The 26,533-nt window shown below is 51.3% G+C and carries 18 protein-coding genes; 10 read left to right on the top strand and 8 right to left on the bottom strand.

The window, feature by feature from the left end:
- Positions 1-277: 277 nt before the first annotated feature.
- The 8 genes from AC27K1_RS01595 to AC27K1_RS01560 all read left to right on the top strand — a co-directional run bounded on the left by AC27K1_RS01595 (position 278) and on the right by AC27K1_RS01560 (position 11,993).
- Positions 278-2,059: a type I restriction-modification system subunit M/S gene (locus AC27K1_RS01595; RefSeq protein ID WP_487147790.1), complete on the top strand. Its 1,782-nt coding sequence runs from the start codon at positions 278-280 to the stop codon at positions 2,057-2,059.
- Between the two features lie 720 nt (positions 2,060-2,779).
- A complete protein-coding gene (locus AC27K1_RS01590; RefSeq protein ID WP_487147788.1) occupies positions 2,780-3,301 on the top strand; it encodes a GspH/FimT family pseudopilin in 522 nt (173 codons plus the stop codon).
- A 4-nt stretch (positions 3,302-3,305) separates the two neighbouring features.
- Entirely contained in the window at positions 3,306-3,875 is a 570-nt protein-coding gene (gene pilV / locus AC27K1_RS01585; protein WP_487147787.1) for a type IV pilus modification protein PilV, read from the top strand.
- 2 nt (positions 3,876-3,877) lie between these two features.
- A complete protein-coding gene (locus AC27K1_RS01580; RefSeq protein WP_487147786.1) occupies positions 3,878-4,684 on the top strand; it encodes a PilW family protein in 807 nt (268 codons plus the stop codon).
- Between the two features lie 5 nt (positions 4,685-4,689).
- The gene (locus AC27K1_RS01575) at positions 4,690-5,199 is read left to right on the top strand and encodes a pilus assembly PilX family protein (RefSeq protein WP_487147785.1); all 510 of its coding nucleotides are present in this window, start codon (positions 4,690-4,692) and stop codon (positions 5,197-5,199) included.
- 19 nt (positions 5,200-5,218) lie between these two features.
- Positions 5,219-5,572 carry a hypothetical protein gene (locus AC27K1_RS01570; RefSeq protein WP_487147784.1) on the top strand — a complete coding sequence of 118 codons (354 nt, stop codon included), beginning with the start codon at positions 5,219-5,221 and terminating at the stop codon, positions 5,570-5,572.
- Positions 5,573-5,577: 5 nt separating this feature from the next.
- Positions 5,578-11,613: a hypothetical protein gene (locus AC27K1_RS01565; protein ID WP_487147782.1), complete on the top strand. Its 6,036-nt coding sequence runs from the start codon at positions 5,578-5,580 to the stop codon at positions 11,611-11,613.
- Positions 11,610-11,993: a type IV pilin protein gene (locus AC27K1_RS01560; RefSeq protein WP_487147781.1), complete on the top strand. Its 384-nt coding sequence runs from the start codon at positions 11,610-11,612 to the stop codon at positions 11,991-11,993. Before AC27K1_RS01565 ends, AC27K1_RS01560 begins: the two co-directional genes overlap by 4 nt.
- A 7-nt stretch (positions 11,994-12,000) precedes the next feature.
- Here AC27K1_RS01560 and brnQ read toward each other — a convergent pair whose 3' ends face one another.
- From brnQ to AC27K1_RS01525, 7 genes are all read right to left on the bottom strand, one after another.
- On the bottom strand, positions 12,001-13,272 hold the full coding sequence (gene brnQ / locus AC27K1_RS01555; RefSeq protein ID WP_487147779.1) for a branched-chain amino acid transport system II carrier protein: 1,272 nt from the start codon (positions 13,270-13,272) through the stop codon (positions 12,001-12,003).
- A gap of 357 nt (positions 13,273-13,629) precedes the next feature.
- Positions 13,630-15,096: a succinylglutamate-semialdehyde dehydrogenase gene (astD, locus tag AC27K1_RS01550; protein ID WP_487147777.1), complete on the bottom strand. Its 1,467-nt coding sequence runs from the start codon at positions 15,094-15,096 to the stop codon at positions 13,630-13,632.
- Between the two features lie 25 nt (positions 15,097-15,121).
- Positions 15,122-16,153: an arginine N-succinyltransferase gene (gene astA / locus AC27K1_RS01545; protein ID WP_487147775.1), complete on the bottom strand. Its 1,032-nt coding sequence runs from the start codon at positions 16,151-16,153 to the stop codon at positions 15,122-15,124.
- Positions 16,154-16,378: 225 nt separating this feature from the next.
- Positions 16,379-17,191: a 2-oxoadipate dioxygenase/decarboxylase family protein gene (locus AC27K1_RS01540; RefSeq protein ID WP_487147773.1), complete on the bottom strand. Its 813-nt coding sequence runs from the start codon at positions 17,189-17,191 to the stop codon at positions 16,379-16,381.
- Complete coding sequence (locus AC27K1_RS01535; protein ID WP_487147771.1) at positions 17,184-18,245, bottom strand: arginine N-succinyltransferase; 1,062 nt, start codon at positions 18,243-18,245, stop codon at positions 17,184-17,186. The genes AC27K1_RS01540 and AC27K1_RS01535 overlap by 8 nt, the downstream gene beginning before the upstream one ends.
- A gap of 5 nt (positions 18,246-18,250) precedes the next feature.
- Positions 18,251-19,498 carry a hydrolase gene (locus AC27K1_RS01530; protein WP_487147769.1) on the bottom strand — a complete coding sequence of 416 codons (1,248 nt, stop codon included), beginning with the start codon at positions 19,496-19,498 and terminating at the stop codon, positions 18,251-18,253.
- 244 nt (positions 19,499-19,742) lie between these two features.
- Positions 19,743-20,333, bottom strand: a complete 591-nt coding sequence (locus tag AC27K1_RS01525; protein ID WP_487147768.1) for a DUF502 domain-containing protein — start codon at positions 20,331-20,333, stop codon at positions 19,743-19,745.
- Positions 20,334-20,596: 263 nt separating this feature from the next.
- Between AC27K1_RS01525 and AC27K1_RS01520 the strand changes: the two genes are divergently transcribed.
- Positions 20,597-22,288: a phytoene desaturase family protein gene (locus tag AC27K1_RS01520; protein ID WP_487147766.1), complete on the top strand. Its 1,692-nt coding sequence runs from the start codon at positions 20,597-20,599 to the stop codon at positions 22,286-22,288.
- A gap of 157 nt (positions 22,289-22,445) precedes the next feature.
- Positions 22,446-24,737, top strand: a complete 2,292-nt coding sequence (locus tag AC27K1_RS01515; RefSeq protein WP_487147764.1) for a hypothetical protein — start codon at positions 22,446-22,448, stop codon at positions 24,735-24,737.
- Positions 24,738-24,964: 227 nt separating this feature from the next.
- Here the strand turns inward: AC27K1_RS01515 and AC27K1_RS01510 are convergent, their stop codons facing one another.
- Complete coding sequence (locus AC27K1_RS01510) at positions 24,965-26,299, bottom strand: glutamine synthetase family protein (RefSeq protein WP_487147763.1); 1,335 nt, start codon at positions 26,297-26,299, stop codon at positions 24,965-24,967.
- Between the last annotated feature and the right edge of the window lie 234 nt (positions 26,300-26,533).

Genomic DNA, 26,533 nt, shown 5'->3' with positions numbered 1-26,533 from the left:
GACGATCAAACACCTATTATATTAATCAGCGATTTACTATTATTTTTTATCCTTGAGTTTTAAATCAGGTTGTTATTAAAGTTATAGTAAGCTGATAACTTTTCCTTGTTGGTGATTACGAAAAAACGCTCAAAAAACCCCAGAAGGGAAAATCAGTAAAATACGGAAATAAGCAAAAACAGGCAATCTGGGAGCCCTGAGAGGAAAAAGCCCATCCAGGGGTAAAAACAGGGCAAAGAAAATCGGGGCGTTCAAGGAAAATGGCAGGAGGCCATCCATGAGCACAGACGTTATCTTGCGAATGATCGATGATAACGACAGGGATGAAATCTGGTATTGCGACCAGCTGTTGCTACTGGGTCAACTCATCGCCTGGGCCTGGCTTGAGAAAAAGCACCAGTTGCCATCCTCTCTCTCAATACTTGACTTACAACCCGCAACCGTCAGAGACAAGCTGGCTCGCCTGTCAGCCTTGGATGATCCCGCCTGCCATCCGGAGATATTCAGCTTTTCCTGCCTGCAGAGTATTCCCAAAAACAAGATTGATACGCTGATCAGCAATCTGAATAAAGCACTGCAGGCGGAACTCATTATTTACCCGGAAATACCGCACACGCTGCAACAATTGATTAACCGCGCAGGCACACAGACCCCGTTCTGGACACTCCCCGACGATATTGCCGAATTAATGACGCTTTTGCTGGCACCTGAAAAAAACTCAGCCTGCTACTGTCCATTTAATGGCACTTTGTCGCTGGCACAGCGGCTCGCAGCCGAGCAGCAGAATGTGTATACCGAATTGCCCCTGGCAAGCCCTTTGCCTTATATCACCAACCTCCTGTCTGACCAGGCTATTGAACACCGTGTTAGCCATCCCGTTTTCAGCCCTTCCTGGTTGAAACCCGGCGCTTTAGTACAATTTGATTACTGTTTTGCCTGTCCACCGTCAAAGCAACGTTACAATATCAAGCGCATTAACGATCTCTACGGTCGCTTTCCTGAGCAACCTCTGTACGGTGATGTTATCCATATCCGCCATTTACTTGCCCAGTGCCGTAAGCAAACCGTCGCAGTTGTGACTGAATCAATCCTGCAACGAACAGCGGGTAAAGAGTGGCGTTTTAAAAAGCAATTAGTGGAAGAAGGTCTGATCAAGGCGGTTATCCGCCTCCCTTCATCGTCCCTTGCACCTTATCGGGACACGCCTTGCCTGATGATTCTTGATAAACAACAGCAGCATCAGGACATCATGATTTTCGACGCATCGACAGCCTATTTCCGCGCACACACCAAACGAAACCAGATTTATCCCCAGCCCACGACCCTTCGTAATCTGGATGTCATTCACCAACAGATAGAAGAACAAGAAATCACCGCTCATTCACGTCTGGTTTCGTATGAAGAGCTGGTTGAAAACGACTACAACATGCAAGTTGATCGCTATCTTACCAAAGCGCCACCAAAACGATTAAAAGCAGCATCCAGTGAAACCGTACCTTTGTCAGAACTAGCTGATTTAATTCGCGGCCAGTCCGTTAAATCTGACAATATGCTCAATGGCGATCAGTTTCTGGAAGTCATGGTTTCAGATATCAGTGCAGAAGGAGTCGTTGAACAGGCGGGTAAACCTGTCATCGTGAATGAATACCGGGAACGCGCGATTCAGCAGCGCCTCAAGCCAGGCGATATTCTGCTGGTTATCAAGGGACATACCGGCAAAGTTGGCCTGGTGCCAACCATATGTGGCAACAACTGGATTGCCAGCCAGTCCTTCCAGATTATACGACTAAAGAGAGGTACCTGGATTAAAGACCCAGTGGTCCTGTTCCAATACCTCAGTTCCTCCGCCGGCCAGACAATCCTTCAGCAACTACGCTCAGGGGCTTCCGTCCCCTTGCTGCAAACCCGGGATATCAAGAAATTGCCCATTCCCAAAATGTCCGATGAAGAGCAGGAGATGGCGCGACAGAACTGGGAAGAAATTCGCAGCATTCATGCGGAAATACGCTTTTTGCAAGACAAGGCGTTAACCTTTAAAAGAAAAATATGGAAGAACTAACCGAAGACGTATAGTGAAAATTAAAGTATTCATGCACAGCTGTTTACGTGCCTGTTAAACAGTGATTGCCTATGAAGAAATGAAGAGAAATCTCTGACTGGGTGACAAATAAAAAGATAAAAAGAAAAAGGACCGTGCTTCCCTGCATGCCCCTTGTCTCCGCACATCCTGTGCTGTATTCATTCCATGAATACTTCCAGCTACTTCCGTGTGGCACGTCCTGCGCCAGCACTTCCCTGCGCGATACTCCATGTCCCTGATGAGCTTCCTTACTCCACACATCCTGTGCGCCTCATCCATGGCTTCATACTAACCCCGTCAAATAAACGACAGTAAGACGCAAAATGCCCAACATGCTGTAGGAGATATCTCACACCTTCAGGGATATCAGACCATAGTCCTGGTAGCGGTAAGCGCATCGTGGCATACCCGCTGAACCTGAACTGGTTTTGATGTATGGCTTTGACGCCTACAAGGACAACACTTTTACCCTGATGGCGCATTGACAGTTCTTCGTGACGCAATAGACATAAACCTGACAAAAACTACCATTTATTCTCAAAAAAATGCCAGTTATCTACCTACCCGTCGACGTACACCGTCAGTTCGGAAAAATAGGCATTACAAACACAGTAAACAGGTCAGCTGGAAAGGAACATCCTCAGGTAAGCTGCCGGGTTCATGGAAAACCCGATAATACTAACAAACCGTGACTAACCCGTGCGCGATAACAAGAACACAAGACACCACAAGGCCAGGGGTTTCACCCTCGTTGAGCTCATGATCACATTGGCGGTATTGAGCATCCTGCTGGGTATCGCGGCGCCGTCGTTTAATGATTTCCTTTTGAATGAACAGGTCTCAAGTACCGGTATGGAGCTCGCCGGTACGGTTCAGTATGCCCGCAGTGAAGCCGTAAAACGTAATACCGCCATTATTGTCAGGCCGCTCGGTGGTTTGCCCGGAAACTGGCGTACGGGCTGGGAAGTTGCAGTCGTTAGCGGAGACACACTGAAGCAGTTTCCGGCCCCCGACGACGATGTCACTATCACGACCACTTATGACGCAAGAACAACCTCAGCCCTGGTTTACGAAGGCAATGGTACAACCCGTAACGCGACCAGCTCATTCCTTGTATCAGCCAATGACCTCTCCGCCACAGGCGATCGCGCCCGTTGCCTGACCCTCTCGGCAACAGGTCGCCTTACCACACAAAGAATCAATCCAGCGGAAGGATGCTGAAGCCATGTCGATACCCTTGCGCCAAACCAGCATCAACAGGCACCGTGGCGTCGGCATGGTTGAAGTGCTGATCACCATTGTGATCATGACCATCGGCCTGCTCGGCATGGCGGCATTACAGATTACGGCGGTGCGCGGCAACCAGGATGGGGTTCAGCGCTCCCATGCCACCTGGCTGGTACAGGATCTGGCAGAACGAATCCGGGGCAACATCACCGCTTACCAGGACGACATGGCCGGGAATGCCCGTTATGTCACTGCCGGGAATGCGCCCGACTGCAGCAACCGTCCCGCAGCCGTCTGTTCTGACTACTTCAGTCCCCTTCCCGCGCCCGGTGCAAAAATCAACGCTGCTGCCTGCACACCAACACAGATGGCGGCCTGGGATCTGTGGGAAACCAGCTGCCCACGCCCCTTCAATGGCTTTTCATCCGGCAGCCCCGACTACCTGAACAGTGGACAAGTGACCTCTGCATTGGCCAACGGCAGTTACACATTAACCGTCGACTGGTTGTGTCGTAACTGCGAGAACAATGGTCAACGTCTCAGTACCTCCTTACTGATAAGGCCCTAATCATGCAGACAACAGCCGCCACGCAAAAACAATCATTTCATCACCAGCAGGGACTGTCTGTTGTTGAGCTGTTGATTGCCAGTACGCTCAGTCTGCTGCTGTTATTGGGTGTCAGCCAGATTATGATATCGAATAAGGAAACCTTCGGGGTTAACGAATCCCTGGGCTATATCATGGAAAACGGCCGATTCAGCCTGGGCTTCATCGCCAACAGTATTCGCATGGCCGGTCATACGGAGAGTGACGTTAACGCGCCACGCCATTTCCCTGAACCAGACTGCAATATCCCAACAACGACAGATGCCGCCTGTAACGCGGTTGGCGCAGGCAATAATGCAGATCGTCTGGCGGTACAGTACTGGCCGGTTGCCGGTACCTCTGGCACGGCCACGGACTGTACCGGTAACGATGTTACCAACCAGCAAATCACCGAAGTCTTTACGATTGAACCGGCCGATGCGGCGAATGGTAACCCTTATCCTTCCCTGGCCTGCCGTGCATACAGCCATACAAACAGTGCATGGACTGGCACCGCACAACGGTTGGTGGACGGCATTGATAATCTTCAGCTGCTCTACGGTGTGGATACGGACAATGACGGTAGCGTCAACCAGTACGTTTCTGCCGACCGGGTGAATGCCAATGCCTGGGATAACGTGCGTGCTGTGCGTATCGCATTACTGGCCAGCGCCATGACCAGCACGGATAACCCGCAGCAACAATTCCTGCTGCTGGACGCACCAACAATCACCACCAACGACGGAATTACACGACAATTATTTACCACCACCGTAACGGTCAAGAACTGAACATCATGATGCACAAAAAAGACCGGAACAGGTTCAGAACATCACGGAGCAGCGACCAACACGGCATGGCCATGCTGAGTGCGCTGATCTTCCTCACCATCCTGACAATAGCCGGCATCACGGCAGCACGGATGGCAACACTGGAAGAACGCATGGCCAGCAATGCCCAGTTCCAGGGTCAGGCCTTTCAGGTGACCCTCAGTGAGCTGGAAACCCAGGTTGATGAAGTCAACGGCGGCAACCGTGAACTGGAAATGAACAGCGCCCGGGCAACCTGCAATGCGGTTATGCCGACAGCCGTCGCCTTTGCTGGCGCAAATCCCACGTCATCCATGCGCTACACGGGAGAAAGGCCGGTTGAAAACGCCAGCCTGAAAGATTTTTCCTATTACCTGTTTGAACTGAATGCCAATACGACCATGAACAGCGGCGCAACTTCAAACCAGTCCATGGGAACCCGGTTCATGGCCGGCAATTTTTTCTTTGATGTGGTGAATGCACCGGATTGCACCTGACCGGGAATGAGGCATAAGAATGATAAAACATTATATGAACCGGTTACTGGGGATTTGGCTGCTAGCTACTGGAGCGATTGTAAACAGTGTAATGGCGGAAACAGTGGATCTGTCGCCTTACGACACCTATGAAGAAGTGACGATTTACCTTTCCTGGTATGACCTGAAGCGTGACAGTGGCAGCCTGCTGGTCATTCCCTGCAAAGGCTGCGCGTCAAAGCGGTTTGCCGTGGATGACAGCATTGATCTTTTCCAGGGTAACCGTCTGATTCATTTCAACACGTTGACATCAAACCGCGCCTATTCCGCCAGCCTGGTGGTTGACAGCAAGTCTCAGGCCCTGATGCATATCCGTCTTTCGGCGCAGGATTAAACGTCATGACACTGAAATGCTTCCACCGGAAACTGGCCTGCATGCTGGGCGCCATGCTTTATATGACGGCTTCAATGCAGTTCGTACTGGCAGACGACACCGAAGTCTATGTGGGAGAGAAACTGGCGGCCGGTTCTGTCATTCGTCCGAATGTGCTGTTCATTATTGACACCTCCGGTTCCATGGTGGCGCCGGTCAGCGGCAATTATTGCTCCAAAGCGGCTTACAAAGCCAACCCCAATGCCTGCGCCCGGGTAAAAACGAGAGTAAGGTGCCTCGAGTGGGATGACGGCGAATGCGAGGAGTACCTTTACCGCTATGACTACATCAAGACGCGGATCCAGGTTGTCCGGGAAGTCACCGGCAATTTGCTTGATGAACTGCGTGCGGCCAACAAGGCAGTCAATGTTGGCCTGATGCGTTTTGATTCAGAGCCTTCCCAAAAAACCTATGAATACAAATCCTCTGGTGGCGTCATTGATATCGCCATTGGCAACATAGAAGACACCACCCCCCGGATAAAGGCGAAAATGGCCACTTATTATGCCAACGGGGGAACCCCGCTTTCTGAAACACTGTTTGAGGCGGCACGCTATTTCCGGGGAGATGCCCCCCTGTTTGGCCAGTCCGCCAAAGGTTTCAGCACGGCCAAACCATCGACCAATGTCCGCTGGCCAACCGACAAAAACGCACTGCAGGCCTCAGGTGCTTACCAGTCGCCTATTTCCCACAGCTGCCAGGGCAACAATATCATCCTGCTGACCGACGGGGAGCCCAGTGTTGATACCGAGGCCAGCACAAAAATCGCGAATTGGATCAAGCAAAATGGCGATAAGAAAAGCTGCGACACCGGCAAAAACGGCGACTGCCTGGATGAACTGGCTGAATTCCTGTTCACCAAAGACCAGCGCAGTGCCATCAACAAGGACCAGGTTGTCAAAACCTATACCGTCGGATTTGCCACTGACCAGGCACTGCTCCGGGAAACCGCACTAAGCGGCACGGGCGATGCCAGGAATTACTTTACCACCAATAACACCTCTGGCCTGGTATCCGCCCTTCAGGAAATTATCCAGGATATCTTTTCCCAGGATGCCAACTTCGCGGCTCCCGGTGTCGCCGTCAACGCCTATAACAAACTGACCCACAAGAACGAACTCTATTACTCCATGTTCAAGCCGGAAACCGGTGCAGCCTGGGCCGGTAACCTCAAGCGTTACGCGCTTCAGGAAATTTGCCATAACAGCAATGGCGCCACGGTCGACTGTGCCAGCGACACCGTCAGCGGCAGTGAGACCTTGATTGTGGACAGTGCCGGCGAGCCCGCTACGGATATGGATCCTTCCAGTGAAACAGCCGGATTCTTCAAAAAAGATGCACGCAGTTGGTGGTCAACGGTGGATGATGGCGGCAATGTCGCACTCGGCGGCGCTGCCGAACAAATCACTCCAGCCAACAGAAAACTGCTGACGTATACCGCCACACCACCAGGCCCTCGCGCCAATGCACTCAACGACAAGAAAAGCCTGGGCCCACTCAGTACCGCTACCGTGAACAACACCCTGCTCGGTATTGGTATAGAACCCAGCGACAGTAGCTATACGCTTAACGAAACGACGCTGGTTGAGTTTGCTGAAGGCAAACAAGTGACCGTAAGCAAAAGTGGTGAAGCCGGGAAATCCGTGCAGATGATTATGGCTGATGTTCTGCACAGCCAGCCACTCGTCATTCCCTACCGGGTGCAGGAAACTCAGGACGGTGACATCCTGAAAGACAGCGAAGGTAACACGATTACCGATAGCGACGGACTGGCTATCCGGGATGTTAATGTCACCCAGACCGATTACCTGTTTTACGGTGACAACATGGGTTTCCTGCGTGCCGTCAACACTCAGACGGGCGCGGAGAAGTTTGCCTTCATGCCCGGCGAACTGCTGCCCAATATCAAGCATTACCTCAAGAACCTGCAGGGCAGCGAGGAAAAGCGCTACGGTATCGATGGCCCCATTAACGCCTGGGTGCAATATACGTATCAGGAAGATGCAACGGGTGACCTGATTGATACTGTCGGTATCCGTCGCAGCAGCGTGGGTACGATTGAAGCTGGCAGCAACGGGATTCCCGATCTGCAGACAGCAACCCGTGTGATCCTCTACTTCGGTATGCGTCGCGGTGGCCATAACTACTACGCCATGGACGTGACGGACATCGACCAGCCAAAACTGCTGTGGGCAATTCGCGGCCTGGCTGTGGACAAAAAGGGTAACCGTCTGGATCGTTACGGACGGTCACTGGATGCCAGCAACCGCGTGCTCAATTATGCGAACGGAGACCTCGCCGCCAGCACCCTCTCGTCAACGCCTCTTGTACCCGACAGTGGTTTTGAAAAACTCGGTCAAAGCTGGTCTCGGCCTGTACTGGCCAAGGTGCCTGTCGGTAAGGATGCTGATGGCAAACCGGTCAACAGGCAGGCGCTGATCTTCACTGCCGGTTACGATCCGAACCAGGATAACGACGATAACAATCTGCCCGTCAGCGATCATCTCGGCAATGCCATCTATGTGGTGGATGCACAAACCGGTCAGCTGATCTGGTCTGCCGGCGGCCCCAACACATCACACTACACCAGCCGTTTTAATGATCTCGACGGCGACAACAGCAATGACCTGGATACCAATGGGGACAACTACAACGACAGCCTGAGCCTGAAGATTGCCGACATGACCAACGGTATGCCTGGTGATGTGGTTGCGGTGGATGTGGATGGTGACGGCGTCATCAATACACTCTTTGCCGCTGATACCCGCGCACAGGTGTTCCGGATTGATTTTGACCGCAACAAAGACACCACCGCAGAAAACTGCGTCACCGACTGTCTGGCCAGTTATGCCAGCGGCGGTCGAATTGCCAGCCTTGGTGGTAGTGATGCAGCAAGTAACCGCCGTTTCTATGGCACGCCGGATGTGAGTATTTACAGTGAACGGGGCGAAGATCCTTTTTATGCCATCGCCCTCGGGAGTGGCTGGCGCGCCCATCCGCTGAACAGCGATACCCGTGACCGCTTCTACGTGTTCAAGGATTACAACGTACTGACGACACCCGCCAACTACACCTACGCCAACAGTGGCGCCAGTGTGATCACTGAATCACACCTGGCCGATATCACCGGCACAACGCTGTCCGATGCCCAGTGGACAGAACTGAACCGGGAACTGGAGTGCATCCAGCACGGAGAAACGGCAGGGCGTAACTGCAGCGGTTTCAAAAACGCGGATGGCAGCGTCGCCGATTATGCCAGTGACAATATTGATGCGCTCGTCAACGCCTCCCAAAAGGCACAGGCAACACTCGACGCTTACCGTGAAGCCTGGGGGATAAGCACCTTGATGGATCAGCGCCAGGTGCTTTTGGAACAGCTCAATACACTTCAGGAAACCCTGGATACGCGGGCAGAACAGCTGGATGATAACCAGGCCGTGTTTGACGATATCGCCAGCCAGGCACAACTGCAGGAACAGGTTGTCGCCGTTCAGGATTTTTTTGAAGATTATGATGCACTCTCCACAGACATAGAGGCTGTCATCGCGCCAGCTTACCGGGCGGCTCAAGCTGACCATAACGAAGCCTTGCAGGCAAAGGACGACTACTACCCGACGCTGGCACAAAAATATCAGCAGCTGAGCGATGCGGAAACAGCGCTTGCAGCAAAACAGGAAATCGAGCGACTGGCGCCGGACATTGCCGACATTGAAACCGATCTCGCCATTGTGGAACCCTACCTTCAACCTTCTGAAGAGGACTATTTTGAAACCCGGCTTCAGGCGTTATTTTACGAAGTCTACAGCCAGCAGCATGATTATTACTGGCAACACACCGGAAACCCCAATGTAACCGGTGAAATGCTGGAGCAGTATAAGAACGAATACCATGCGTATCTCGATAGTACGGGTTATCGTGCCCTGGAACCCGTGCTTAACAAAAACACTCCGGAGAACAAGCCGTTATTCACGTTCTCTCTTGTGTCATTCGGGGCGTGGGATAACCTTTATAATTTAGCCACCACGCATACATCCCCTAACTATGGTGATATCAGGGTTCAAACTGACCGGTTGGTTTCTGATAAAGCCTCCTACGACCAGGCCCAGCAAACACTGATTGACCTCAACATCGCCTATGACGATGCACAGACCGTGTATGCAACAGCGTCACGGGAATACGCAGAGGCATCCAACCACTATTCAGTTCTTGAAAACACCGAAACCGTGAAGCGCGCCATCAGCGACAATGCACGACGAGATTACGACAACGCATTGCAGGAAAAAGCTGGCTATGAAAAGGCCATCAATGATCCCGACGGTCTACTCATTCAATACACCCGCCTGCAAGCCTATCAGGCTGAACTCGCGCAACGCTGGACAGCAATCACAGAAAAGCAGGCAGCTATTAATGAAGCCCGCTTAAATGGCGACGATACCTCGGCGCTCGAAGCCGAACTGGCCACACTGGAAGCTGCCTACTATGGCATCCCCGACAATCCGGATACATCGGATGTGGATGAAAGTACCATCGGACAGATTGCTCAACGCGATGCGCTGAATGATCTGACCAGTGAGATACAAACACTGGAACAGGAAATAGCTGGGCTTAAGGCAGCGGGTCAAGACAGCAGTGCCAAAGAGACTGCGCTAAAACAGAAACAGACAGAGTGGCAAACCAGCGTATTGGCACTCAATACAGCGATTGCCGGCACTTTAGCTGATGCGCTTGCCGCTGATGATGATGGCCAGTTCCAGAGTCTCAATGATTCTGTTGCTGATCTGGAAAACACCATTAACAACCTGAAGACTGAGATTGATGCCATGCAGCAGCAAAAGCTGGCCATTCAGTCAGAACAGTCGGCACTTGAACAGGCAATTACCTGGCAGGCAGATGAAACCAGTCCGGAATCCATCCTGGAGGGTTATCTGGAAGACAGTAATCTCACCCAGCTTAAATCGGCCGATCCAGACAATAGCCTGACGATGGCGGAAGCTCTCGCTTTTCTGGATGCCCTGAATGGCGGTAGCAGCAGCGATCCAGACCTGGACTGGGTCTACAGCGCCGACACCAGCCAGCAGACCGATATGTTGACTGATCTGATGGGCAGCACGCTGCTCAATGAGGCCACCAACAATGGTGATGCCGATGGCAATGGCAAACTCTCACTGGCAGAAGCCCTGTCTTATATCAGCAATAAACTGGTACTGGATCCTGATAACAGCAGTCTGCAGTCTATCTATGATTCCTTATACGATGTCGATCAGGGACGTCTGGCGCTGACTGCACTGAATGACGCTGCCCAAACATCTGCAGCCCTGCAAGCCGCCTTTTTACTGGAACATGATCCCGGTGATAACGGCGTACTCGAAGCTTCGGATATTCTGTCAACCGAACAGCTGACGGCCGCTCTGACAGCTGATGATAACGGTGTACTCACTGTCGAAGAAGCATTTTCCTGGTTGGTCGATGATGCAGAACAGACGGCAGCCACGCAAACTGCAGTCCTGCAACAGCGTCTCGACGAACTGATCCTGGCACTGGCACCCGGCGATACCTACACCCTGACGTCGGATTACTTCAACAACAAGGATGGCTGGTATCTCTCACTGGGTGCGACTGAGAAGGTATTGTCTAACTCAGTGACCATTAATGGCGCGGTCTTTTTCAATACCTACAAGACCACGACAAACAGCACGGTGATGAGCTGCGGTCCGGATGTGGGTCAGGCCAGTGCCTACGCACTGAACCTGCTGGACGGCACCGCCGTTTATCAGGATGAAGATGGCGCCCCGATCCGATCCGTCGCACTGCTGCGCGGCGGCATCGCACCCGCACCGGTTATCACCATCAATAACAACGGCGTTAACCTCACGATCGGTACCGAAGGCAACCCCTTCACCGGTAACCGTCGTGGGGATCAGGGTAATATCACTCCCATCAATGGTGATCCGTTGAGCCAGCTGGAAGTGATGGAGTCTACCTACTGGAGAGAAAATAAATGATAAAACCGTCGTCAGGTTTTTCGCTGATAGAGTTGATGATTGTGGTAGCGATAGTCGGCATTCTTGCCGCTATTGCCTATCCGGCCTACACCGAACAGACCATAAGAGGACGTCAAAGTGATGGCCAGGTCATGTTGATGGAAGTCATGCAGGCCCAGGAGCGTTTCTACTCACAGAATCAGACCTATACCACTGATCTGACAGCACTTGGCTACGCGGTCGCTAACCCGGAGTCACAGGGCGACTTTTACTCGATTGCGGCTGCCGCCTGCCCCGGCAGCACCGTAGCACAATGCGTTCTGTTAACGGCTACAGCACAGGGCGCACAGGCAGGGCAACCCAATTTGACGTATAACAGCGTTAACGGCCCATCCTGGTAAACAGGACTTACCGCCCCAGCCGTCTGGAATCACGCTGAAATTGACAAAGAGCCCAGGCCACCAAAAAGGTGGCTATTCCAGGCACCAGCCAGCCGACACCACTTTCAAACAATGGCAGTCGTCTGAATGTCATCAGCAACCAGTCAGGCAAGAGTCCGACAGTGCTGATACTGTCAAACGTACTGATGATAAAGATAACAGCTACTGTCACAACCACCGTCGTTTGCGGAATATCGATGAAACTACGGGCAATTGAAAAGAGCACCAGCGCAATAGAGACCGGATACAGGGCAACCACAACCGGTAGCGACAGTGATATCAGCGTTTCCAGACCCACATTGGCGACTACAGCGGACAACGAAGCAAATAACACAATCCAGAACGGGTAAGACGTCCGCTGGAATTGATGGTGGAAATAGTCGCCACAAGCTGTTGTCACACCAATTGCTGTCGTCAGACACGCCAATAGAATCACGGCTGTCAGCGCCAGTAATCCCCCTGAACCCAACAAGTGGTAGACATAGGCACTGAGGATCTGTGCCCCATTAGTCGCACCGGGCACAATGGATCGGCTGATTGCCCCGAGGTAAAACAGTCCGAAATACACCAGGCAGAGAAACACGCCGGCAATCACCGAGGCTATGACGGTGTATTTGACCACATCATCATGACGTTCAACGCCAAGCCCCCGCACTGACGACGCAATAACAATACCAAAGGCCAGTGCCCCCAACGTATCCATGGTGAGGTAACCCTGGATCATGCCCTCTGTCACCGGATGACTGGCATAATCATTCAAAGGCACGCCGGGCGCGTCATGGGGTGTCAATATCATGCAGAGATAGATCGCCAGCAACAGTCCTGCCAGCAGCGGCGTAAGAATACGCCCGACAATCGTCACCAGCTTGCCCGGGAAGATGGATAGCCAGATCACAATAGAAAAGAAGATGATGGAAAATAGCGTCAGATACCAGGGCTCTATCTGGCCAAACCAGGGAGAAATACCGATTTCAAAGGCAACCACCGCCGTTCTTGGCACGGCAAAGGCGGGTCCGATGATCACATAAACAGCCACCCAGAACAGCATCCCGATACGGGGAGGCAGATCACTGGTCAAGGCGCCGGGGCTGCCCTGAAGGGCAATGGCAATAATCGCAAGAAGAGATAATCCGACATCAATGGCAAGAAAACCGATCAGCGCCCACCAGAAGTTTTCCCCGGCCTGCTGGCCGGCCATGGGGGGAAACACCAGGTTACCTGGCCCCCAGGAAAAACGCAAACGTCATCAAAGCCACGGCAAGAATATCATTCTTCTGCATAGTGTCTCCCTGTCTGGGGGAAATACGCTGGTTTCAGACGATTGGACTGAATATGGCAGCCTCAACCGTGATTAACGCAAGCTATTGCAATATAGACAGCTATAGCGGTATTTCCTGAAAAAATTCCTCTCCACTCTATTTTTTCGACGCGTTGGCGTGTAAAAAGTTGCAAAAAAAACTGTTTCAAGTCACTGACTGTCGTTAATGAACCCTCATAATTACACTTGTGGCAGCAGGAAAAATCACCGAAAAACAGCTAATAAAAAGCCCCCATCTACGCAGGATGGAGGCTGTGGTTTATTCCTTGGTCGTACTGTTTAAAGGCGCAGGCCGGGTGCCAGATTAGCCGGCATAACAACCTGCTCTGTCTCAAGGCTCGCAACCGGATAAGAACAGTAATCAGCCGCATAATAGGCACTGGCCCTGTGATTACCACTGGCGCCAATGCCGCCAAAAGGCGCCGCACTGCTGGCGCCTGTCAGCTGCTTGTTCCAGTTCACAATACCGGCCCGGATGCGGCTGTAAAAACGATCAAACTTGTCACGATTATCGCTTAACAAGCCTGCTGAAAGTCCGAAACGGGTTCGATTGGCCATGGCGATAGCATCATCAAACGTGTCGTAACGAATCAGCTGCAACAGAGGGCCGAAGTATTCTTCATCCGGCAGCTCTTTGATGGATGTCACATCAATCAAACCCGGTGATAACAGCCCCGTACCTTCTTCGAGCTTACGGACTTCCGTCAGCACCAGACCACCGAGAGCCACCAGGCTCGCCTGTGCAGCCAGAATACCCTCTGCAGCCTGCTCTGAAATCAAAGAACCCATAAACGGCTGGGGATCATCATGCTGGCGGCCTACCTGAATGTTGCCAATCGCAGCCACCAGCGCATCAACGAATTGGTCACCCTCTTCACCTTTGGGAACATAAAGACGACGGGCACAGGTACAACGCTGGCCTGCTGTAATGTAGGCAGACTGAATCGTGTCGTGCACTGCAGCACGCAGGTCGGCGACTTCGTCCACAATCAACGGATTGTTGCCGCCCATTTCCAGCGCCAGGATCTTGCCGGGATGACCGCCAAACTGCTGATGGATCAGCTCGCCGGTTCGGGAGCTGCCGGTGAAGAACAATCCATCAATATCCGGATGCTGGGCCAGCGCCATGCCGGTCTCTTTTTCGCCCTGCACCAGGTTGAGAACGCCTGTGGGCAGTCCTGCCTCTTCCCATAATGCGACCATTTTTTCGGCAACAGCCGGTGTCAGTTCACTGGGCTTAAATACAATGGTATTCCCTGCCAGCAGAGCGGGAACTATATGTCCGTTCGGCAGATGGCCGGGGAAATTGTAAGGACCAAATACCGCCACCACACCGTGAGGCTTGTGTCGCACAAACGCCCTGGCACCGGGGGCTTCGTTTTCACGGATACCGGTCCGGTCATGATAAGCAGTCACCGAAATACCGATCTTCCCCTTCATGGCGCCCACTTCCGTCCGGCTTTCCCAGATCGGTTTACCGGTTTCATTGGCGATGGTCTGCGCCAGCAATTCACCCTCACGGTCCAGCAATTCGCCATAGCGCTTCACAATCGCTTCACGACCGGCAAAGCCCAGGTCGGCCCATGACAGACTCGCTGCACGCGCCGCCTCAACGGCATCAGCCACCTGGCCTGCATCTGCCGCATACCCTTCCCAGACCGCACTGCCTTCAGCCGGGTTCAGTGACGCAAATGCCTGCCCATTGCCTTCCAGCCAGCAGCCGTTGATAAAGAGAGAAGCTGTCATAAATACTCCCTGAAATGCGTAAAAATTATACCGCCCGGTGTGGCAACAGGTGGACAACACGCAAGGTGTCGCCTTCATCAACCCGTAATGCGTCGGCCTGTTCACCGGTCACGCATACGATATTATTGCCGCAGAAAGCCACCTTGCTCATGGCGCAGCGGTAGTCGTGGAAGTTGGTATTAGCCAGCAGCCAGGGCTCGCCGTGAGGTTCGCGCTCATCATCGATATGGACTTTGAAGTAGCGGCTTTCACGCACCAGCCGGATATCCTGGATACGCGCTTCCATCAACGGACCGGCATCAAAGATCGCCACACAGCCGCTGTAACGCATACCTTCACTTTCCAGCAACTTGCGTGCTGGGGTGGTCGCGTCATGGGTCAGGCCAACCGCTCTCTGGGCTTCATCCGGCAGCAGGTTCAGATAAATGGGATGGCGGGGCATCAGCTCGGCAACAAACACCTTGCTGCGCGCCGTCGCCTGGTCAGCATCGGCAAAATCCACGGAGAAGAAATGACGACCCAATGCTTCCCAGAACGGAGCAACCCCATTTTCATCGCTGTATCCCCGCATCTCAGCAATCACGCCTTCAGAGAAGCGGCGCGGAAACTCCGCCATGAACAGGAACCGTGATTTAGACAACAGGTGCCCGTTACGGCTGTGGCGATACTCAGGCAACAGGAACAGGGTACACAGTTCCGAATAACCGGTATGGTCGTTACACAGGGTCAGCGTTTCGACCTTGTTGTACACACCCAGCTCACGGGATGCATGCACCTGGGTATTGACCCGGTAGTTATACCAGGGATCACTCAACCCGACGGCCGATTCAATGGCGCAGATACCCGCCACCTTGCCATTCGCCGTATCTTCAAGGACAAACAGGTACAGCGCCTCTTCCAGCGCCACGGGAGAATCAAAACTCTCCAGCGCCCACTGCAATTTTGCCAGCACACGCTCTTCGTCCGGCTGCAGTGAGGTAAACCCAACCCCTGTCTTGTGAGCCATATCCCAGAGGGCATCCCAGTCACTTGCCTTGATCGGCCGAATTACCATCATAGAGATTACCTCACTCCTGACTTTTGTTATCCGGGAACCTGACCGGTTCCTCTATCTGTCGTTGTCGTTACGCTAATACCACCATCAAAAACATACGGCACAAGCTGTTCAGTGTTCCGGTGTCACGGTAAAAACGCGGTTCACACAGTGGCTGCAGGTCGCAACCGGAAAAACGAAACCTTCCTGGCAGGATCGGAGGCCCCGGGGAAGGGGCCCGCCGCCGGGCTAACGTCCAGTGACGTTAGTACTCTCAAAGATCTTGTCTGCTGATGCCGCCACAAAGCCCTGGTACAGGGTGCCGTCAGGCAAGGGGTAACGCAGGGCGAACTCATAGAAACAGCTGGGGATCTCGACGGTACGATCGCTGAAATCAACCGCAATACGGTTCGCCATGGTCGACGACTGCTCCAGGTAGACATCGGGTGACCCCTTAATCAGGCCACCACTGTCATTCAGGGCAAAGCCTTCATCCAGCAACAGCTGGTTCAACGCTTCCAGACTGTCATGTGATTGCAGGTGATTGACCGATACAGTGAAGTGATTGGCACGGTAACCGAAGGCTGACATCCAGGCCGCATACTCGCTTTCCGCCAGCAGCTGGCTGTAAATCGCAAAGGGAATGTCCCAGTGACGACCGGAATAACAGAAAATGTCCTTGTCCAGATCCCGGGCATCCACCTGGTCAACCAGGTTGTGGATAATCGCCCGGGCATCGTCTGACAATGCTTCCACCAGCAATTCGCTGATAAAGACCTTCGGCAAGTCCAGGTCTTCATGCTCAAAATGTTTGGCGACCAGTTTCTTGGCCTCAAACCGGTAATCGCCTTTTGGCTGGTAGCCGGCTTCAAGGAAAGGACGCGCGATCTTGTCGAGGCAAACCTTGTCGATGTTAAACGTGCGCAAGGCAATGTGGTCGTTGATCACTACACCATTATTCAATCCGGCAAACAGATCATGAATCCTGCGGGCATCCGGATTCAGGGTCAGGTAATCCTCCCACATGGCGTTCAGTAACTTATCAATCTTGCGCTCAGTCATGACTATGGTCTCCTGTTCTTTTGAGGCTGCCAGCACATTTCTTATTGTTATCGGCCGCCACCCGCAACACCGGATCACCGGCTGACACCCGCAGGGCATCCGCCTGCGTGGCATTCAGCATTACCTTGCCAGCGCTGCTTCTGGCCTGCAGGCAACGAAAATCCAGTAACCCGGCATTACAGACAAGATGTGTCGTTTCATTGCTGTCCGCTTTATCAATGGCCGCAACCGCCATATCCGATTCACGCAATGTGCGCAATTGCCCAAGCCTTGCCTCCAGCTGCGGACCGGCATCGAAGATATCCACATGATCGGCAAACTCGAACCCTTCATCCTCCAACAAACGCAAAACATCGCGACGTTCGGGGTGGACACAGCCTATCGCAGCACGTGCCTCTTCGGATAACAAGGGCATGTAAACCGGGTACTTCGGCATCATGTCCGCAATAAAACTGCGTGCCTTGATGCCAGCCAGATAAACGGCACGGTCCAGCGCCATGGTGAAAAAGTGTCGTCCCAGGCATTCCCAGAACGGAGACTGCCCCTGCTGATCACGCACGCCTTGCAGTTCCACCATGATCCGGGAACCAAACCAGGCGCGGTGAACCGCAATAAACAGCAAACGGGCGCGACTCAACAGCTCCAGTTTTTCGGACGTACGGTGCTCAGGCGTCAGGAACAGTGAACACAGGTTCGCTGACCCGGTATATTCGTGACAAAGCCTGAGCGCTTCCACCCGACTGTGCATCTGCAATTCATCCGAGGCATGAACGATGTCGTCTATGCGGTAACTGTAGAACGGATACCGGAGACCGACCGCCGCATTGATACCTGCAACACCACAGATTTCGCCCGTTTTCGTATCCTCAAGGACGAAATGGCAGCTTTCTGTCGACAACTGCCGGGTATCCGAGAGGGTTCGCCGGGTAATGGCAATAATTTCCGCCAGGTGGTCCCGGTTAGCCGGCAGGGTCGACATGGAACCACCAGCCATGACTGCCAGCCGTTCCAGGTTGTGCAAATCACCAAAGACTACAGGACGCACCAACAGCATAGGATTTACTCCTGCCGGTTGACGGCTTTCAGCCAGCGAATATCCTCGCTGGCTGCCAGTTTCATCAGCATCAGCGCACTCAGCCTGGCACGGGGCACCAGGCTGTCGACCAGCAGGTATTCATCCGCACTGTGGATCTTGCCGCCCTGAACGCCCAGGGTATCAATATTCGGAATACCTGCTGCGGCCAGGTTGTTGCCGTCACAGCAGCCACCGGTTGGCAGCCACTCAATGTGCATATTCAGTTCAGCCCCGCACTCACGCGCCAGCGCCAGTAAACGTTCATTCGCTGGTGTCAGAATCTTGGGTTTACGACCAAAACCACCATGCAGTTCAAGGCTGATACCATCCCGCGCATTGATCGCTGACACAATGGGCTCAATCTGACTGAAACACCAGGCTTCATCTTCCGGTTTCTCAATACGGATATTGAACCGGAAAACACAGGTATCAGGCACGACATTAACGGCACCGCCCCCGTGGATATAACCCGGGTTAATGGTGACGCCTTCACGCTGCCCGTTGAGATCATCCAGTGCGCTGACGAAGTCACTCATGGCACGAATCGCGTTACGACCAAGATGGTGTTCACGACCGGCATGAGCGGCTCGTCCCTGGCAGACCACCGCAAAATTACCGCTGCCTTTACGCTGCCCCGCCAGGTTGCCATCCGGAAAACTGGGTTCGTAAATCATGCCCAGATCGCAACGGGAGGCAGCTTCGCGGATCAATGCGGCAGAACCGGGTGAACCGATTTCTTCGTCCGGATTAAAAAGCATTTCCCAGCCTATCTTCCCAGCCCAGGGGCTGCGCTCAAGGGTTTCCAGCGCGCGGATCATCACCAGCAGCCCGCCCTTGAGATCAGTCACACCGGGACCATTCAAGGTATTGTCATCCAGCCAGCGGACAGACTGGAACGGATGATCAACCGCAAAGACCGTATCCATATGGCCACAGAAAAACACCCGTAGCGGCGCATCCGGATGTTTGCTGATTCTCAGCGCCTTGCCCAGCTCATGATGAATCACCTCACCAGCGTCGTTGACCTGTTCCCAGGGTGCAACGTCGATGACTTCCCGGGTTCCACCTAACGCCAGGGTCAGACCTTCAAGTGCATTACGTACACGATTGACGCCCGCTACATTGAGGGTGCCGGAATTGATTTCTGCCAGCCGGATGGTTTCCGCCAGCATGCTCTCCTGCTGGCCATCAAGCCACTCCAGCCAGGGGGTAAACTGCGATTGACTGCTCATGGGATTCACTGTCGGCTGTTGATTATGATTGTGACCGGACCGTGGATTTCTGGTTCTTGTGACAGGTGTTGCCTGTGTCCGGGTCGGTTGGTGCAGCGCGATTTTCTCTTTCTTGTCTGCATTCTACGGAGGGGGGAGCAACGGGTTCTGTTGTTATTGCGACAACATATTTCGCCAATAAGACATTTTGTAAGTAAAAACCGTTGCGCCTCTATTTACAGGATCTTCTCGATGTCGCCAATTTCTACTTTTTCTGCCCGGAGGTTACCCCTCCCGAAACAAGAAACGACATCACTTCAGCACTGCTGTTATCAAGCGGCCTGACCTTATCCGCAGGTACCAGTACCACACGGCCGGCAATACTGAATGCCATTGGGAAGTAAACGGCCACATGATTGTCCAGCCCAAAATGCTCCGTTGAATTACGGGTAATGAAACCGGGTACCTGCATCTCACCGATGGAAACCAATACGGGTTTATCAAATTCACGACGATCGCCAATTATCGCATTCACACCATCCTTGATAGCGGCATACACCAGTTTCACTAATGGAATGTGGGTCAACACCTGATCCACCAGCCGAACGATGTGTTTACCCAGCCAGATATGCGTCACGGCCCCAATAAGAATGGTCACACCCACCACCAGGACCAAACTGATAACCACCAGTTGCCAGCGACCATGAATAGGCAATTCGCGGCTAAGATAGGGGCCGATGGTTTGCGTCAGCACATCTGCGACCAGATTAATGCCTGCTGAAAACAAGTAGACTGTAATCAGGATGGGTACCAGAACCACCAATCCCTCTAAAAACCAGCGCATGATGCGCGACATAAAGCGATCTCCCGATAGATTTAACAGCCACTTTTCCCAGTATACATGGACGATTCAAACGATAAGCCTGACTAGCATTATAAATTTTTATCTTGACGGAACTTTGCAAAAACAAAAATGTACTAACGTACCTCATGCTTTCACATCTGGCATTGAAGGCATACACTGTCGCCTGACCGGCTACTGATCGCTCATACCTGATAACAAGTGAGCAGTCTCATCCAGCCGCAGAATAATCATAAAAAGCAACAGGGTGATCTCATATGAAACCCAGCACGATCCGCATCGGGCGTCGATATCGCAGTAACCGGCTGGAAGGCCCCTACGACACTATCGTGATCGGCTCCGGCCCCGGCGGCATGGCCGCAGCCGTCTGCCTTTCGAAAGCCGGGCAGAAAGTGCTGGTGCTGGAACAGCACTACACCGCGGGCGGCTTCACCCACAGTTATAGCCGTAATGGTTACGAGTGGGATGTCGGTGTGCATTATGTCGGCGATGTCGGTAATCCTGACACCATGGCCGGCGCCCTGTTCGGTTACCTGACCGACGGTGAACTCCAGTGGGCGCCCATGGTCGATAACTATGACCGTTTTTATGTGGGCGATGAACAGTACGACCTGCTCCGTGGCAAAGATGCTTTCCGGAAACAGATGGTTCATTACTTCCCGGACGAAGCACAGGCCATTGACCAATACCTGGACCTGCTCAAGCAAGTCTCCAATGCCATGCCCGCCTTCATCGGACGCAAACTGCTACCCGGCTGGATCAACAAGGCCATGCAACTGGTTGGCAAGGGCAAACTGCCGTCGTTTTTCAATGAGCGGACCGTGGATGTCCTCCGTCGTCTGACCAGTAACAAAAAACTGATCGCCGTACTCACCGGGCAATGGGGGGATAACGGCCTGCCCCCGGAACAGTCCAGTTTCATGGTGCACGCCCTGATTGCCCGCCATTACATGCACGGTGGTTACTACCCGATCGGTGGCTCCTCCCGCATCGCAGAAACCATGATTCCCCAGATCCAGGCTACCGGTGGGGAACTGTTCACTTACGCTGAAGTCACGGAGATCCTGGTTGAGAAGGGTCAGGCTACCGGGGTGCGGATGAAAGATGGCGCCGAGATACGGGCACAACGGGTCATCAGCAATGCGGGTGTCTACAACACGTTCGAGCGATTGCTGCCGGAACCCACAGCAAAAGCAACGGGTTATCTCGACAAGCTGCGCCAGGTCAGACCTTCCATGACGCACCTTGGCATGTATATCGGGATTGCGGATACGGCGGCTAACCTCAACCTGCCACAGACCAATTTCTGGATTTACCAGGACGAAAACCACGAGCAGAACGTGAATAACTTCCTGGCAGACAGCAGTAAACCGTTCCCCGTCGTTTATGTCTCATTCCCGTCCGCCAAAGACCCCAGCTGGGATGCCCGCTACCCCAACCGCGCCACTGTCGAAATTGTAGCGCCGGCAAAATTCGAGTGGTTTGAGCAATGGAAAGACGAAACCTGGGGTAAGCGGGGTGAAGACTATGATGCGCTGAAAGAAGACTATTCCGAACGCTTGCTGGAAATCCTGTATAACAAAATGCCACAACTGCGTGGCAAGATTGATTACTATGAGCTGTCTACACCGCTGTCCACCGACTTCTTCTGCTTTTACAAAAAGGGAGAAATCTACGGACTGGATCACGATCCGCAGCGCTTTAACCAGGATTGGCTGAAACCCAGGACCGAGATTCCCGGCCTGTACCTGACCGGACAGGATGTCATGACCGCCGGTGTCGTTGGTGCAGCCATGTCCGGATTTATGACGGCCTGTTCAGTACTGGGTCTTTCTGGCAGCTGGAAATTGCAAAAGCAGATGCGCAGCTGGAAGCCGGCTGAACATACAACACAAAAACAAATGGCCCAGAAAACCAACGAACAGGAAGAAGCAGAAGTTTCTGCCTGAATAATCTGTGACAGAGACAGGTAATACTGTCTCTGTCCTCCTGTCCAGACACCACGTTGTTCCAGCACGACGTAGCATTGTGTACTTTCTGTATTAATCCAGCTTGTTATCCATACCAACCACACTTAATTGAACTCTTGCTTTCAGCAAGGCTCAAATGTTTGCTAATTACACAAAGCCTCCCAGCTTTTTTAAAGAAAAATCAGTGCTTGTATTATTTCACAGGGATAACATTATGAAGCGGACATCAGGTGCGTCAGCAATTCCTAACCCTCCCCAGCCGGTAAGAGAGGGTCAAAGACGGATAGATGACGAAAGCACGCCTTCACAAATCTCAGAAGGCGCAGTAGGCGGCCATCCCGCTTCAATTCCAGCGCAAATGCGGGCAATCGCAATCGCCTCTGCAGAAGAGGACATTAACATTGAAGAGATAACTGGACTCGCTCTATTAAGCTTGGCAACAGAACAGGGACAATCGCAAGAAGTTGTTGCAACACTCCCTGTTACAAGAAACTTTAGCGAACGGATGCAATTCGCACGTGAACTAGAAATGGTGAAGACCATAAGAAAAAGCATAAAGAGTACTGAAAAAATAAAAGCAAAAGAACGAGAAAGACAAAAAACACTGAAAATGATTAATAAAGCCAACAAACAAAGAGACAAGCACCAGTTTAAAGCTGCTCATGAGACGCTTAAACCTGTTTTTAAATATATCTCCGGACAATCTGACACCTACATAATAAGTAGCGCATACCGAAGCAAAGCTTACATACTATGTTTAGAATGTGATGTCGCAAAAGGACTGCATTTTTTTGAACTAGCTGAAGAGTATTCAGAACAGATAAACTTTGCCGACAGATTATTTTACTTATATTTCAGACTAGGCATCAACATCAGTGATCAACACGGCGATCAAACAAATCATCCCTTACCCTACTTCGAGCCTGATATTTTTTATAAAGAGATAAAAACATGGAATTCCACTGATCCTAAAATTGTTACAGGATTAGAAAACCTTCTAGAAGCCGCCCAAAATATACGCCCTTTCTATGATGCACTTAAAACGTTATTTCCAATAAAAGAGGTGACTACCGATGTTAGTCAAGCAGTCTTAGCCGAAGATCTCCCCCAAGAATCAGACACCAGTAAAAGATCTGGCAATCGGTTAGATACTGGACAATTTAATATTGATCATCGTATTCAAGAACTTCGTCAATTCGGTATGCTTCAAGAAACAGCAATAGAGTTTCAATACTTGGGAGAAATACTTGTATTTATTGAAAATCTCAGACTAATAGAACAACAACGCTTTAATGAAGCAATTCAAAATGCATATATAAAAAGAAGCAATAAACTTATGCACTTACAAGCCTATATATATGCTGTATGCTCTACAAAACTCAATCATGTTGATAGTGCGATAAATATGTATGAACAATGTATCCAACATGACTATCCATTTCATGACTATCTTGCCGAACTCTATTTAACCAAAAAATACTACTCTGCCGCAGCTGATACCTACAGAGATGCAGCAGATTATTATTTGAGGCATAACTGCGCATATAAAGCGTTTGATTATGAACTACTGGTAGAAAAATATAGCAAGATCGACGAGTCTTTACGAAAACCACTCAATGTATCCAAGGAAGAAGCACCTCCAGCACATTCCGAAACTGTTAAAAAAGTAGAAACAACTGAAACAACATTTGCAGAATCAAAAGCAGCAGAAACAGAAGTAGAAGCAGAAGCAGAAGCAGAAGCAGAACCAGAAGCAGCAGCAGCAGCAGCAGCAGCCATTGTTGATGTACCGCCTGATAAAAACAAGCAACAGGTACAACCGGGTACACAACGCATACAATCCTCAAAACAGCGTGGTATTTTGACTAAAGATGAGTGCAAACGTTATATCAACCAATGGATAGATGATAATAAAGGCGTTGCATGCAACCAATTAACACCAAAAGAACAGGAAATGACTTTGGTAGAACGATCACTACTGCAGTACCAGGATGACCTGTGGCTTATGCGGCAGGCCGGATTCTGTTTCTTTGTTCTATACGAGAACAAAAAATCTCAACACTTATTAATGAAAACGCTTGAAAAAGCTTTAGGCATTCAACTGAGCAGAAGCCGAAATGAACCACATCAGGATAATGTGAATGTCCGTCATATTACTACCTACATTAATGCCAATTTCGAAAAACTCATGGAGACACAGCAAAGCAAGCAACTTGCACAAAAGCATTTATCGCAGCTGCTCAGAGCGCTGGCTTTTCCACTGACAGAAAAAGGCCGTTATGATCTTGCCGGAGACTGTATCCTCTGTGCTAACCGACTCAAGCCAAAGGAGCAGCAAAGGAAAAAATATCGCGCTGAAGATGAAGGAAAAGTCAAAATAGTAACACAAGAAAAATTTGAATCATTGAAATTATCATCGACTGACTGAGAATGCTTTTAAGTTTTTATTTACGCCCACATAAAATTTTAAAACATTAAAACTTTTTAACAAACCTCCCAACCAAAAAATTGGCTGTAAGAAACCAAACAACCCCGACAGCAAGTATATTACTCGATGCATCGTTATCTTTGCAGATAACGATTTACAACTATGCATACAAATTAACACCTGATAAAGGAGACACTGTATTGAATGCCTCCCTCCATAACCATTTATCAGTAACGAGTTAATAACATTTTGACTTCTTCTTCCAAAGATTTATCAACAAAAACAGCATTTTCAAAACGTTTAACACCCTGATAAGCCTTCGCAAGCGCTTCACCCATGGCATCAATCAGTACTCGATTTTGCTGAAAAAGCGACAACGCCGTTTCAAGATCTTTTGGTAGTGCCCTGATGTCAGATTGTTTCTTTTCATCATCGGATAAGTTATCCGGGTCTGTATAACACTCACGCTTTAATGTCAGTCCATTACGTAAACCATCCAGCCCGGCAGCGATCACCCCGCCCAGCGCTAAATAGGGGTTTGCAGTAGCATCCAGTGATTTCAATTCAACATGGGCCGGTGTCACCTGACCAGGCTGGCTGGGAATCCGTATGGCGGCTTCCCGGTTGTCCCAGCCCCAGGCTGTGTAGGCGCCACTCCAGCAATGGGGCGCTATGCGTCGAAATGAGTTACAGCTTGGCGTCGTTAAGGCCGTCAATGATGGCAAGTGATGCAGAATACCCGCAACAAAATGTTCAGCCTGTGGTGAAAGCGCATGTTTTCCCTCTTCGCCGGTTATGTTGCAGCCGTCTTCCCACAGACTGAAATGGAGGTGCATCCCGGAACCGCACTGATCCGCCAAAGGCTTGGGAAGAAACGAGGCCACATAACCGTGTTGCCTGGCAATGGCATGCACGGTTTTTCGAAAGAACAATTGATCATCGGCGGTTTTCAGGGCATCGCCATAATCCAGCGCCATTTCCAGCTGGCCCGGTCCACTTTCTGAATGGACGGTGCGCACTGACATATTCTGTTTATTCAGGCTCTTGAGAATATCACCAATGGTGTGCTGCAAGATGGTCAGGGCGTAATCGGAACAATAGGTAAACGGATCAGCGGGCATCCATTGACAGTCTATTTCCTGCATTAAATAAAACTCATATTCAAAGCCGGTTTTAATGGTCAACTGACATTCATTCTTCAAAGTAGCCAGCATACGTTTCAAAAAGTACCGTGAACATAGCGGCCAGGGTTCCCCATCCTGCTGAACAATGTCCGCAATGACCATTGCATGCTCCGGTGAATAATCCGTTATTTTGAGGGTATCCCAATCCGGTTTCAGCCAGTTTTCACCGGTGCCGGACAGGCCCGTATCAGGACACAGGGCATCACTCAGAACAGACAACGCCTGACTGGCAGCGATCAGGCCAATGCCGGTGGACTGAAATGTTTCCATCGCATCCCTGTGAAAGGCCTTGGCGCGAATCAGGTTCGCGTTATCACACCAGATCAACCGCACTAACACACTGGACTGTTCTGCTAACCGCTCAGCGATAACGGACATGGAGGGTTCCTTAAACAGAATAAAAGAGACATACCGTAATCAACCTCACAGAGCGTAGACTATACTTCTTCTCCTCATTGAGTGATTCAATAGAGTGGCAGGTCTGTCATGGCGTTTGACACCATAAGAAGTTTTCCCGTCAAAAGCCAATTGAGCAAATCTTTGGATAATGTCATCAATGAAACAAAGTTCCCCTGCTTTAATGCAAAATTGTGCTAAAACAAGAAGGTCTAT

The sequence above is a fragment of the Kistimonas ophiarachnellae genome (assembly GCF_057552235.1).
This window is presented reverse-complemented; position numbering and strand designations above follow the sequence as displayed.